Origin of the sequence: Streptomyces sp. NPDC044984 (genome assembly GCF_040646935.1) — a bacterium.
Lineage (GTDB): Bacteria > Actinomycetota > Actinomycetes > Streptomycetales > Streptomycetaceae > Streptomyces.
In genome coordinates this window covers 1-12,768 of sequence record NZ_JBEZBE010000075.1, presented here as the reverse complement: position 1 = coordinate 12,768, position 12,768 = coordinate 1, and the positions used below count along the sequence as shown (strand labels likewise).

Sequence of the window (12,768 nt, the reverse complement as noted above, 5' to 3'; positions counted from 1 at the left end):
GATCAACAAGCTCAAGGCCTGGCGAGGCATCGCCACGCGGTACGACAAGACCCCGGAAAGCCACCTCGCCGGTCTCCACCTCCGGGCCTCCATGACCTGGATCAAAGACCTCACGCGGGCCACTTCTTGATCGCAACCCGACACGCGCCCCGGTCGATGCAACTGCTGTTCATCTGGGTGGGGGTGAAGACTCGGAAGCCGGTTGCACCTCTATCGTGCTGACCAGCGGGAGGCCCTGGAGGTGGGGGCGGACGCCTGGGGACTCGTCATGGGAGTGTGCCGGCCGACTGCGGGGGTGGGGTCGTTGCGGTGCGCCGGTACGCGCTGGGGCTGATGCCGCGGACCCGTTTGAACGCCGCGCTGAACGCGAACGCGTCGGAGTAGCCCACGGCGCGGGCGACCTCCGCGACAGTCACCGTCTCGCGCTCGGTCAGCAGGTCCGCCGCGAGCGTCATGCGCCAGTGGGTGAGGTAGGTCAGCGGCGGTTCGCCGACCAGGTCGGTGAACCGTTTCGCCAGCGTGGCCCGCGACACCCCGGTCCGGCCGGCCAGCGAGGCAACCGTCCACGGCGCTGCCGGTTCCCCGTGCAGCAGGCGCAGCGCGGCGCCCACCACCGGGTCGCGCCCGGCGGAGTACCAGCCCGGCGGAGTGCCGCCGGGCCGGTCGAAGTACTCGCGCAGCGCGCACACCAGCATCCAGTCCAGCAGCCGGTCGAGGACGACCTGCTGGCCCGGCGTGTCGGCGGCGACCTCGGCGGCGAGATGGTCCCACACGGGGTCGGGCCCGCCGCCGGACCCCACGCGCAGTACGACGGGCAGCGCGTCCAGCAGCCTGCGACTGATCTCGCCGCGCACCGGATAGGCACCGACGACCAGGGTCGTCGTGTCCTCCCCGCCGGTACCGGCGTCGTGCCAGCCGAGCCGGTACCGGGTCCCGCCCTGCTCGGGCGTCGAGCAGAACGCGCCGCACGCGACGGGTTCGGCCCGGGTGCCCACCTCATCGACGAAGAGGAACGGCGCGGGGCCCCGCACGATCACTGTCTCGCCGGTGCCCAGACGCTCGGGCGGGCGGCGCTCCGGCACGATCCAGCCGCCTCCGGAGAGGACGGTGCACAAGGTCAGCGGCGCGCCGTCCACGAAGTGCAGCGACCAGGGCGGGGTCAGGGTCGAGCTGCCGAACAACGAGCCCTGGGCCCGCAATCCGCGCAGGAGGTCGCCGAAAGCATCCACCCGCCAAGGCTAAACGATCCAGACGATTACCCAGGTGATCTGGCTTGTCACCTATGGAACCGTCCGGGTACGTGCCGTTGACTCGCTGTCATGAGCAACGACATCACTCTCGTCCTCGGCGCGACGGGCAACACCGGCCGGCGGGTGGCCGCCCGGTTGCGGCTGCGCGACACACCCGTGCGCGCCGCCTCCCGTTCCAGTCAGACACCGTTCGACTGGTTCCACCCCGCCGGCTGGGATCAGGTCCTGCGGGGCGTCACCGTCGCCTACGTGGTGCCCCCGCCCGTGCCCGGTCCGGTGCACGACTTCGTGGCGCGGGCCGAGGCCGCCGGTGTGCGGCGCCTGGTCCTGCTCTCCGGTCACGGCGCCGACGACTGGGGCGACTCCCCGTTCGGGCTGGACATGCGCTCGGCCGAGGACGCCGTGCGCGGCTCGGCGCTGGAATGGACCGTCCTGCGCGCCTCGAACTTCGCCCAGAACTTCGACGGGCACCCCTTCCGCGTCCCGCTGGCCGCCGGCGAGCTGGCGCTTCCGGCGGGTGCGGTCCCCGAGCCGTTCATCGACGTCGAGGATGTCGCCGACGTGGCGGCCGCGGTGCTGACCGAGCCCGGCCGGCACGCCGGTCGGGTCTATGAGCTGACCGGGCCGCGCGGGCTGACCTGGGCGGAGGCAGTCGACCTGATCTCCAGGGCGTCCGGGCTGCCCATCGTCTACCGACGCATTTCCCCGGCCGAGTACACCGCGACGTTGGTTCAGGAGGGCTGGAAAGAGGACGAGGCCCAGCACCTCACCGAAATGTTCGTGCTGCTTGAGCGCGGGACCGCCGCCTGGACGACGGACGACGTCGCCACCGTGCTGGGACGCGCGCCGCGGACCTTCGAGGACTTCGTCCTGCGGGCCACGGCAGCAAAAGCCTGGCGGTGCTGAGTCCCGCGGGTTCCGGCCTGGCGTACTGCACTCCGGGAGGCGGAGCACCGCGCGCCATCCTGCACATCCACACCACTTGTCAACGTCCGTTCTTCACGTAACTGGAGCCATCGATGCATACCCTGCTGGTCGCCGCCAACCCGGACACCCGGTCCCTGACGCATTACGTGCTGGGAAGACTTGAGGCAGCTCTTCAACCCGGTTCGGTCGAGATCGCCGACCTGTCCGAGGAGCGGTTCGACCCCCGGTTCACTCCGGCGGATCGTCGGGCGTACCACGAGGGCGGCAACTATCCGGCTGACGTCATGGCTGAGCACCGTCGTCTTGAGCGTGCCACCGATCTCGTGTTGATCTTCCCCGTGTACTGGTGGTCGATGCCCGCACTGTTGAAGGGGTGGATCGACCGTGTCTTCGTCAACGGCTGGGCCTTCGAGCACTCCCCCGCTTCGGGCCTGCGGCCGAAACTGCAGAACCTCACCACCCATCTTCTCCCCATCGCCGGCGACGACGCCGGTGCGTACGAGCGCCACGGATACGAGAGTGCACTGCGGACGCAGATCGAGCACGGCATCGTCGACTACTGCGGTAGCCGGCGCGGCTCCACAGTGTTCATCTACGAATCCGAACAGCTCTCCCCCGAGACCACCGTGCGAGGTGTTGACCGTGCGGTGCGGGCCATCAGCGAAGCCATCCATGCCCGCCAGGCGGAATGAGGCAGGTCGGACGCCCTTCTAACCGGTGAGATGCTGCGGCAGTGCGGTCAGGGACGCCGGCTGCGGTTCGGCATCGCACGCGCGCAGACGCACGGCAGCCCCCTTGGAGTGGATGCATCGGACGACGGCGGCACCCGGGACGCCCGAATCGGCCACGCGGCAGCTGCCGTACGTGCGCCCGCACACGGGGGCCGGTTCGGGCCCGTGCCCCGGGCCCGAACCGCCCCCCGGACGCGGTCACTTGTACCAGTCGTTGGATCGCGCCTGCCGTACGGTGAGACGGTGCGGCCGTTCGTAGCGGAGCAGCAGGCGGTGGAGGGTCCGCTTGATGTCCGCGGCCAGCGCCGGACTCGGGTGGTCCACGTACACGTCGAGGTCGTAGCGGTGCTCGCCGTCCTCCACGTACACCCGGCTCGTGGACCGGCGCACGCCCGGGATGGCCTCGGCGGCGGCGCGGACCGAGGGGAGCCAGACCTTCTCGCCCTCGATGACGACGGAGTCGGAGAGCCTGCCCTGGATGTAGTGGTATCCGTCCTCGTCGATGGTGAAGAGGTCACCGGTGGCGATGGTCTCCGGTGCGACCAGCGGGCTGCTCCGATCGTCCGGCACCCTGCGGCGGAGCACCGTGCTGGATTCCACCAGGAGTTCCTGGGAGCCGTCGCCGAGACCGGACGGCCGCAGCCACGTACGGACCCCGTCCAGCGGGAGGCCGCTGGACGCGTACCGGTGGGGCGGCTCGCGGTGCGCCGCGAGGGTGGTGACCCGCGGGCCGGCCTCGGTGAGGCCGTACGTGAGGTAGAGCTCGAGCCCGGTCCTGCATGCCAGCAACCGCTGCACATGGGCCGGTGGCAGCCGGTCCCCGCCGACGGTCAGGGTGCGCAGCGTGCCCGGCAGGGCGGGGCCGTGTTCGAGGAACCGCGCGACCGCGGCCGGGGTCAGGGACGAGAGGGCGACCCGGTGGGTGCGCAGCGCCTCGACATAGGTCCGCGGGGTGAACGGCGGACCCGTGATGACGAGGCGCGAGCCGCGGACCAGCGCGGCGAGGGCCTGTGCCACGAGAGCGTACGAGTAGTGCAGCGGGAGGTTGACCAGCACCGTGTCGGACTCCCGCTGGCCGACGGCGTTCACGTGCCGTGCCGCGTTCTCCAGCAGCGAGTCGAGGGAGTGCAGGCACCCGCTGGCGATGCCGGAGGTGCCCGAAGTCATCAGGATGACCTCGCCGCGGGAGTGGCGCCGCCGTTCGCTCCACGGCAGGAGCAGCAGGTCGGCGTCCCCGAACGGGAGCGGGGGCGCCGCGCCGTAGCGCCGGGCGTCGGCTCTCGGCGTGATCAGGGCACTCGCGCCGAGTCGGCGGGCCACTTCGGTGATGCGGGTGGAACTCGACGCCGGCGCCAGCGGAACGGGCACACCGCCGTGGAGGAGCACCGCGAAGAAGGCCGTCAGGAGGGACGTGCCGTTGGGCATGGCGAGCAGGACGGGCTCCCCCTCGCCCACGGCCGCCCCCGCGAGGTCGTCGAGCGCGGCGGCCAGGGGCCGGAGCGGGCCGTTCCCGTGCACGTCCACCGTGCTGTCGAGGAACGCTTCGATCACGTCCACGTCCGGAAGGAGGGCTGTTGGCATGGCACTCACCTCCGGCCGGCCGCGGCGCGGTCCACATCCCCGGCGTGCGCGTCGCCGACCGCGGGGGCCAGCACGGCGCAGCACACCGAGTGCCCTTTCTCCCCGTGCCTCTGATGGGCACAGAGCACCACGTAGGGGGCGGAGCCGGAGCGCAGCCAGGAACGGGCGACCGTGCGCGCGGCGGGCAGACCGTCCTCGGGCGTCATCGAGAACGTCAGGGACGAGCCCTTGAAGCCGTACAGCAGGCAGAGCAGGCTGCCCGCGCTGCCGGGGCTCGCCCCCGCGAAGCGCAGCGGGGACACGCGCGGGGCGGGAAGCGAACGCGCCACCGCGTTCATGGTGTGCAGCGTGCAGTGCGCGCTCACCAGGATGACGGCGACGTCCTCGCGGCAGGCCAGGACGTCGGCGGCGCACTCCGACAACGCGGGTTCGACCGCGTCCGCCACCAGCCAGGCCAGCGGGTCGGCGTACAGGGACGGGATGCGACTGCGGACAGCCGTCAACTCCTCGCGGGAGGCGTCCCCGTGGCCCATCACGGCGACGTCCACCGTGTCCGGCGGGCAGATGGCGTACGGCTCGGAGGCCGGGAAGGTGTTCATGGTGCTCCTTCGAAGGCCAGGCAGGTGTTGAAGCCGCCGAAGCCGAGCGTCACGCTCAGCCCGAGCCGGCCGGTGAACGCGGCGGGGCGGCTTTTCGGCACCGGCAGTGGGAAGTCGGGACGGAGCGTGCTGAGGCCGTGGACCGGTGGCACCGTGCCGTCGCGGAGGGCCAGGAGCACGGTGACGGCCTCGATCGCACCGGTCGCCCCGAGGGTGTGGCCGAACGCCCCCTTCGTGGCGAACACCGTGGGGGCGTCCGGCGCCCGGCCGTCCGTCCGGAACAGTCTTGTGTAGCTGACGGATTCGACAGCGTCGTTCGCCGGAGTGCCGGAGCCGTGGGCGTTGACCACGTTCACGTCCGCCGGGCTGCGCGCGGCGCCGCGCAGTGCCTTGCTGACAGCCCGTACGACGCTGTCACCGGTCGCGTCGGGGGCCGCGGGGCTCTCCGCGTCGTTGGCCGAGCCGGTGCCGACGAGGAAGCCGTGCGCACGGGCCCCGCGCGCACGGGCCGACCGGCCGGACTCCAGGACGAGGAACGCCGCGCCCTCCCCCAGGATCGTGCCGTCGTTGCCGGCGTCGAAGGCGCGGAGCGAGGTGGGCGACATGGTCCCGAGCGCCGAGTGCCCGAGTCTCTTGGCGGGGGTGAGGACGTCCGCTCCCCCGCAGACGCAGAGGTCCTCCGCGCCGCTGCGGATCAGCTCCGCGCCGACCAGGATGCTGTCGGAGCCGGAGGAGCAGGCGGTCGTGACCGAGAGTGGGGCCCTCGCGGTGCCGAGTGCCCGTACGGCGTCGGCGGCCCAGCGGTCGAGGGCCGGTACGTCCACGGTGTCCAGGTGCGGCCCGTAACTGGTGCCCAGCACGGGCAGGAGGCGCGCGTCGGTGGGATCGAGTCCGGCGTCGCGCACCGCGGCGGCCAGGGTGTCGCGGGTGAGGAGGTGCTGGCGCTCGACCGGGGGCATGGACAGCGGAAGGTCGCGGACGACCGCGGCGTCGCCGTTGCGCAACCGGTGCTCGGAGGGCACCGCGTCGACGCCGGTACGGCCGTCCAGCAGGGCGTTCCAGACCTCCTCCAGCCCGCTTCCGAGCGCCGTCGTCCACCCCATGCCCGTCACCCACACGTCCGCGTCCTCCCCCGCCGGCGCGGGAGTCGGCGCCGGTTCCGGACGCGGGCCGGACGTCACCACAACTGCTCCCCCAAGTCCGCGACCTTGGACCGCACCAGCGTGCCCTTGAACGCCGCGACGAGGCGGTCGTCCACGGTCGCCTTGCAGGAGAAGCTGAACGTGTTGCCCCTGAGGCGCTCGTTCCGCACGTCGAAGACCACGCGGTCGCCCGGGACCACGACGCGGGTGAAGCGCGCCTTCACCGAGCCGATCAGGGTGATCTCGTCGTCGGTGAGGCGGGAGGTGCTGAGCTGGTAGAGGATGATGCCCGACTGGGCGAACGCCTGGGTCAGATGGCTGGCGGGGAACACGGCGCGCTCCGGGAAGTGCCCCGCGATCACGTCCATGGTGCCGGAGACGGACAGGCTGCTCCGGAGCCGGACGCCGGGTTCGTAGTCGAGGATCCGGTCCAGGTACACCATCGGATGGCGGTGGCGGAGCCAGCTTTTGAGCTCCGTGAAGCCCATGGTCCGCTTCGTCGCCGGCTCTGTCGTCCGGTCGGAATCAACGCTTTGCACGGACAGCGCACTCCTTCAGTGTGGTCCTGACGTTTTCGGGGAGCAGGGAGGGTGCTCCGGTCGAGAGGTCCACCGCGCCGAGCAGCAGGCTCCCGGACGCGCACCGCGTCGCGTCGCCGGGGTCCTCCCGCGAGATCTCCCCGGAGACCTGGACGCGCGCGGGCCCGACCCGTTCGACACGTGCCCTGACGCGGACGCGGTCCAGGAAGCGGACGGGTGCGTGGTAGCTCATGCGCAGTTCTACGACGGCCAGTTCGAGGTTCGCGCGGGCCAGGGCGCCGAGCCCGGCGCCAAGGCGGTCCAGGTTCTCCAGTACGGCGGTCTCCAGCCAGGAGGCGTACCGGGAGAAGTGCACGACGCCGGACGCGTCGGTGTCGACGTGCTCCACGCGTCGGCGGACCTCCGTCCACTCCCTCGGCACGGGTGCTGCCGGTACGGTTTCCGCGGCGGTCACGCGGACGTCCCGAGGAAGCGGCGGGAACCGGCCGAGAGGCGCTCCACGACCGCGTCCGCGTCCGCGACGGTGGAGATGAGGGGAGGGGCGACCCGCATGGTCGGGAAGACGTAGCGGAGGCCGCCCGAACGCCGGCCCGCGCCGCCCATGAACTCGACGAACACACCGCTGCGGATCATGGCCTCGCGGAACTCGCCCAACCGGTCGGCCGCGCGTTGCGTCAGTTCGACGCCGTGCATGACGCCGGACCCCCGGCTCTCCGTGTACAACTCCGGGTAGGCGGTGACGAGTTCCTCGTCCAGGCGCTTGGCCAGGTGCTCACCCAGGTCCCGTGACCTCTCCAGCATCCCCTCGGCCTGGATGTGCTCGAGGCCCGCCCGGATCACGGCGCAGGTGAGGGGGCGGAGGTCCGAGGTGGAGATGGCGCCGGTGGCCCGTACGGTCAGGTCGCGGCGGGCGATGACCATGGACGTGGACAACACGCCCATGCCGAGGCTCTTGCCCACCACGGACACGTCGGTCGGGATCGGCCCCTGCTCGTCGGACATGGCGAAGAACCGGCCCGTCTTGGCGAAGGTGAGGACCTCGTCCGCCACGAGGAGGGCCCCGCTGCCGGTGCACAGCCGGGCGACCTCGCGCAGATACCCGGCGGGCGGCACGATGATCCCGGCGTCGCCCTGGACGGCTTCGATCACCACCGCGAGTACGCGGTCGCCGTGACGTGCGAAGAACTCGCGGGCCGCGTCGACCTGGCCGAACGGGATGTGCTGGACGGTGAAGCCGTACGGTTCAGCCGCCACGGAGGGCAGTCCCACCCGGTAGTGCCTCTTGTTCAGCAGCGGGAGCAACCCACCGGTCCAGCCGTGCCACGCCCCCTCGAAGGCGAGGACGATGTCCCGTTGTCCCCGTCCTTCCGCCGGCCGCAGGCGGCGGTGGTCGAAGCGGGACTCCAGCGCCAGCCGCAGCGCCAGCTCCATTCCCTCCGACCCGGAGTTGCGGCCGGCGACGTGGTATTCGTCGGCGGGGAACCGCTCGGCCCACAACCCGCCCTCACCGAAGAGGAATTCGAGGAGTTTCGAACGTTCCCGCGAGTGGATCTCGTCGGTGACGTAGCCCGCCTCCTCGACGGCGCGGGCGAGGGCCGCGCTCACCACCGGCGAGCCGGCCCCCAGACACGCGCTGGCGTAGCCGCCGCTCGCGTCGAGGACGTCCAGCTCCCGCCCCCGGTGGGCACCGCTCAGCTCCACGAAGCGGTGGGTCAGCCCCTTGGCACCGAGGCTGCCGAACGGGAGCCGCGTTCCGTACTGGTCCATGTGCATCGTGCGGTCGAACCAGGACTCGGTCGTTCCGCTGTCGTTTTCGTGAGTCATCTCAGGCAGCTCGCTTCGCGGGAGGTCCTCTGCGGACGCCATGGGCTCAGGCCGTCTCGAGTCGGGTCCGGCGCAGGCGGTGGACCAGTTCGGAGACGGACCGGATGCTGGCGAAGTGCTCGGGGTTGAAGTCGTCCTCGGAGATCTCGATGCCGAACTGCTGCTCGCAGGCGACGCGCAGTTCGAGGAAGCCGAGCGAGTCGAGTGCCAGTACGTCCCGCAGGCCGTCGTCGACTCCTATCTCGGACTCGGGGATCTCGCAGAACAGGTCGTTCACGATGATCGACCTGATGGCAGCCTCTGTTTCGTTCATCGCGCATTCCCTTCGTCGGTCACACATAGGGCCCTTGAACGGTCAGGGCGCGTTCGGCCTCGGTGAGGCGTTCATGGACCTGGTCGGCGTGGGTGCCCTTCGCGATCACCCACCCGGCCCGGCCGAAGCAGTCGTCGGGCGGAGGTTCCACCACGGAGCCCCGTTCGGGGAGTTCACCCACCTCGTGGAGCCACGGCTGCGCCCTCAGCTCCGGTGCCTCGGCCAGTCCTTCGAAGCGCTGCCGGCGGGCGGGGTAGAGGAACTTGATACCGGCGGCACGGTTCGGCACGGGTTCGGCGCGCAGCGGGCGCCCGAGGGCCGCGTCTGCCAGCAGGCCGCCGACGCTCAGTCCGGTGCCGAGGTGGGCGATCACGGAGGCCAGGTCCCCGGCGGGGCGCCCGTTGATCTCCATGACGCGGGGGCCGTCGGGCGTCAGCACGACGTCCAGGTTGGCGATCGTGCGGTCGATGCCCGCGGCCAGGACGGCGTCCCGGGCCAGGGTGAGGCCGGCGGCGTACTCCGCTTCCGGGAGCGCGCCCTCCCCCATGATGTGCCCGGTGTCGATCGGGTACGGGTCATTCGCCATGTACTTCCGGCCGGAGTAGACGACCTCGGCCGTTCCCCCGCTGCTCCAGACGTCGACCAGGAACTCGGTCCCCGTCACGCACTCCTCGACGAGGAAGCCGTCGCTGGCCAGCCCCATCTTGTCGACGCTCGCGGCCAGTTCGAAGAACCGGGTGAAGTCCGCCGGGGCGGCGACGCGTCCGACGCCGAGGCTTCCGGACAGGCCTCGCGGCTTGACCACGACGGGGTAGCCGATGTCGGCAGCTGCCCGCAGCCCCTCCTGGACGTCGTGCACGAGGACGGAGGCGGTGGGTGAGAGGCCTGTGCGGTTGAGCAGCTCGCGCTGCCGGTGCTTGTCCCTGCTGAGCCGCGCCGCCTCGACGGGCAGGCCGGGCAGGCCGAGCGCCTCGGCGAGTTCGGCCGCCAGAATGATCTCCGACTCGCTGTAGGAGACGACGGCTTGCACGTCGTGGTCCCGGCAGAGCCGGCGGGCCTGCTCCACGGGGAACGGTGTTTCCTCGGGGTCGTACACCTCCGCGCCCTTGATCCAGGGTTTCTGCCAGGTCGGTGCCGCGGTGTCGAGGAGGACCACGTCGGCGGCTGCGGCCAGATGGGACAGCAGGTGCCCCTGACGGAGGTGGGTACCGGATCCGACCAGGAGGAGGGTGGACGACGTCGCTGGTGGTTCAGACGGAGGCAGCTTCAAAGCGCGAACTCCTTGCCGAGGGCGGGACGGTGCCCGGCCGTCTCCACGGTGGGATGTGCCTCGATGACGTCGCGTGCGGCCGGGGATTCCCCACTTCGAAGGAATGTACGGCGACGGGGTGGAGGGCGGTCCGGGAGAACGGATTCCGTCGCCATGGCCGGTACGGCGTGATCGATCCGTGCGCGATGCCAGTCCCAGAAGTCTCCACCACGCTCCTTGCGACTGCCTTGTCCACGGACTTGTCCGACTCCTTACGGGCTTCTTGCGAGGGGCTTTGTTCCCGTGACAGTTGCCGTTCGGATAAGCCGGTCGCATAAACGCCCGTCGGCTGGCCGCGGGAATCCTGAAAGGGGTTGGACAAGGCGGCGGACAAGGTGTTGGACAAGCCGACGGACGAGACGGCCACAAGACGCGTCGTGAAGACTTCAGGAATTCAGCGCGACGCCGTGTGCCGCGGAAGCGAAGGCATGAGGGGAGTGGCGAATGACGGCGTTCACCGACCGTTGGGTCGACAGGTTCTCCATCACCCGCCCGGACGGACCGCTGGTGCAGCCGTCCTGGTCCGCCGCCTCACCGGGGAGCGGGGCGACCGGGCCGGCCGCCGACGGGGGACCGAGCGGGGTGACCGCCTCGTCGGCCTCGGCTGCGTGGCCCGATGCCGACTCCGTCCTCCTGGCCCTACCGGGCACGCGCGTGACCGGCCCGTACCTCTCCCGTACCGCGCGGGACATGGTTCGGGGGGTGGGCACGACCGCCGGGCGTACCGGTGGAGTTCGTACGGGCCGATGCCCTCGTCCCGCCGTCGCCCGGCAGGGTCGGCGTCACGGATTCCCTCGCCTTCCACCACGTGCGCGAGGACGCGCGCGGCATGCGCACGGACCAGGTACGCCGGGCCCACGGACGTGGCCGGACGACCGGTCCCCGCTGGTCCGAGCGGCGGGGCGGAGCCGGTCCCCCAGGTCCGCGGTCGGCCCGGTCCGTCCGCCGGCCGTCCTCGGCGACGGTGGCACGCCCGGGGCCTTCACCGGCGCTTCCGCACGGGCGTAGAGGCATGTGCGGAAACCGGCCCGGAAGCGCCACAAGATGTTCGACGCGCCATGTGCGGCCGACCGGTGGGGAGACTCATGGGCAGCGGTCCTTCCCCGTGCTCCGTCGCCCGCCATCCCCGAAGCACGGGGAACGGCCGCCTTCACCGGTACGGAAAGAACCACGGATCAGTTCGGCCCGGCGCCTGCACTAGCAGCCCCCTGAAGCGATCTTCCCGCTGGAGGGCAACCTCTCCTGAGGAGCGCCGCACGAAGGAGCGAGGGCATGAATAAGTTCAGTGAGGAAAACGACGGGCACACGACCCGTCGGAGTAATAGCGGTGTCGGCGCTGAATCCCCGGAGCACGCCGGCACGTGGCTTTCCACTCCCGCAGGATCGAGATTCCCCCACGTGCTCGTCCTCGGTGGGTACGCACGTCCCGATCGGTACCACTCGGCAGGGAGCCGACGGGCCCCCGCGCCACCGCGACGACACGGCGAGGACCCGGAGAGACCTCCTGCCGGAACGCACCCCCGGTCCCGCGTCGATCCCTGAGGAGCATGAACCATGACCCCCGACTTGCGCTTCGAGATCCTCGGTCCGCCCCGGCTCGTCATCGACGGCCGCCCCCACGCGATCCGCTCGCGGAACCTGTCGGTGATCCTGACCACCCTGCTCGTCCGGAGCGGCCGCGTGGTCAGCGTCGAGGAGTTGATCGGCGAGGTGTGGCACCAGCCGCCGCGGCGGGCGCGGGACGCCATCTACGTCTACATCTCCAAGCTGAGGGACCAGATCGGGACCGGGGCCGTCGACAGCCAGTTCCCCGGCTACACCATGCTCGTCCGCGGCCAGCAGCTGGACGTGCAGCTGTTCGGCCGGTACCGGGCTGACGGCCATCTCAGCATGGCCAACGGCGACCACGAAGGGGCGGCGAGGGCATGGCGCAAGGCCCTGACCCTGCACCGGGGCAGCCTGGCGGGGGGCGTGTACTCGGGACCGATCCTCAGCTCGTTCGATTCCTGGCTGCAGCAGTCGCGCACCGAGTGCGTGGAGCTCACCGCGTGGGCGCAGCTCAGCGCCGGTCTGTACCACGAGGCGATCGGCTTCCTCACGCAGCAGGTCCCGCGGAACCCGCTTAACGAGATCCTGCACCAGCAACTGATGCTGGCGTTCCTCCTGTCTCGCCACCGCGCCCAGGCGCTGCGGGTTTTCGGCAGCGCCTGCCGGACGTTCTCGGACAGGCTCGGCGTGGAGCCCGGTGGCGACCTGATGAAGGTGCACGACATCGTGCGGTCCGACGACGTCGGCCGGGCCAAGCGGGCCATCTCCAGCGCCGTCGCCTCGCGCCTCAGCTCGCACCGGTCGCCGGTGGGGACCTGACGCCGGACGCGCAAAGAACGCAGAGGGCTCCCCGTACCGCTCGCCGCGGCCACCGCGGCGAGCGGTACGGGGCCCGCCGCAGCGGCCGGTCGCGGGGCCTCCCGCGGGCGGGTCACCGCGGGCGGGTCACCGCGGGCGGGTCACCGCGGGCGGGTCACCGCGGGCGGGTCACCGCGGGCGGGTCAC

General features: G+C 71.3%; 12 protein-coding genes. 3 read left to right on the top strand and 9 right to left on the bottom strand.

From position 1 onward, the window contains the following. Positions 1–266: 266 nt before the first annotated feature. Complete coding sequence (locus AB0A94_RS38015) at positions 267–1,229, bottom strand: AraC family transcriptional regulator (RefSeq protein ID WP_361751524.1); 963 nt, start codon at positions 1,227–1,229, stop codon at positions 267–269. 90 nt (positions 1,230–1,319) lie between these two features. On the opposite strand from AB0A94_RS38015, the gene AB0A94_RS38010 reads away from it, so the two are divergent. Next, positions 1,320–2,156: an NAD(P)H-binding protein gene (locus AB0A94_RS38010; RefSeq protein WP_361751522.1), complete on the top strand. Its 837-nt coding sequence runs from the start codon at positions 1,320–1,322 to the stop codon at positions 2,154–2,156. A 113-nt stretch (positions 2,157–2,269) separates the two neighbouring features. Then, complete coding sequence (locus tag AB0A94_RS38005; RefSeq protein ID WP_361751520.1) at positions 2,270–2,869, top strand: NAD(P)H-dependent oxidoreductase; 600 nt, start codon at positions 2,270–2,272, stop codon at positions 2,867–2,869. 237 nt (positions 2,870–3,106) lie between these two features. On the opposite strand, the gene AB0A94_RS38000 is transcribed toward AB0A94_RS38005, so the two are convergent. The 8 genes from AB0A94_RS38000 to AB0A94_RS37965 are packed head-to-tail and all read right to left on the bottom strand — an operon-like array spanning position 3,107 to position 10,176. Beyond that, entirely contained in the window at positions 3,107–4,489 is a 1,383-nt protein-coding gene (locus AB0A94_RS38000; RefSeq protein WP_361751518.1) for a class I adenylate-forming enzyme family protein, read from the bottom strand. A gap of 5 nt (positions 4,490–4,494) precedes the next feature. After that, positions 4,495–5,088, bottom strand: coding sequence for a coronafacic acid synthetase (locus tag AB0A94_RS37995; RefSeq protein ID WP_361751516.1), 594 nt, complete (start codon positions 5,086–5,088; stop codon positions 4,495–4,497). Further along, the gene (locus tag AB0A94_RS37990; RefSeq protein WP_361751526.1) at positions 5,085–6,206 is read right to left on the bottom strand and encodes a beta-ketoacyl synthase N-terminal-like domain-containing protein; all 1,122 of its coding nucleotides are present in this window, start codon (positions 6,204–6,206) and stop codon (positions 5,085–5,087) included. Before AB0A94_RS37990 ends, AB0A94_RS37995 begins: the two co-directional genes overlap by 4 nt. A 59-nt stretch (positions 6,207–6,265) precedes the next feature. Beyond that, positions 6,266–6,718, bottom strand: a complete 453-nt coding sequence (locus AB0A94_RS37985; RefSeq protein WP_361751514.1) for a 3-hydroxyacyl-ACP dehydratase FabZ family protein — start codon at positions 6,716–6,718, stop codon at positions 6,266–6,268. A 37-nt stretch (positions 6,719–6,755) separates the two neighbouring features. Continuing rightward, entirely contained in the window at positions 6,756–7,223 is a 468-nt protein-coding gene (locus AB0A94_RS37980; RefSeq protein WP_361751512.1) for a thioesterase family protein, read from the bottom strand. Further along, a complete protein-coding gene (locus tag AB0A94_RS37975; RefSeq protein WP_361751510.1) occupies positions 7,220–8,593 on the bottom strand; it encodes an aminotransferase class III-fold pyridoxal phosphate-dependent enzyme in 1,374 nt (457 codons plus the stop codon). Before AB0A94_RS37975 ends, AB0A94_RS37980 begins: the two co-directional genes overlap by 4 nt. Before the next feature lie 46 nt (positions 8,594–8,639). After that, the gene (locus tag AB0A94_RS37970; RefSeq protein ID WP_361751508.1) at positions 8,640–8,906 is read right to left on the bottom strand and encodes an acyl carrier protein; all 267 of its coding nucleotides are present in this window, start codon (positions 8,904–8,906) and stop codon (positions 8,640–8,642) included. 19 nt (positions 8,907–8,925) lie between these two features. Then, the gene (locus AB0A94_RS37965) at positions 8,926–10,176 is read right to left on the bottom strand and encodes an ATP-grasp domain-containing protein (RefSeq protein ID WP_361751506.1); all 1,251 of its coding nucleotides are present in this window, start codon (positions 10,174–10,176) and stop codon (positions 8,926–8,928) included. Positions 10,177–11,769: 1,593 nt separating this feature from the next. Here AB0A94_RS37965 and AB0A94_RS37960 point away from each other — a divergent pair. Beyond that, positions 11,770–12,582 (top strand): AfsR/SARP family transcriptional regulator, encoded by an 813-nt coding sequence (locus tag AB0A94_RS37960; protein WP_361751504.1) that lies wholly within the window; start codon positions 11,770–11,772, stop codon positions 12,580–12,582. Positions 12,583–12,768: the final 186 nt, after the last annotated feature.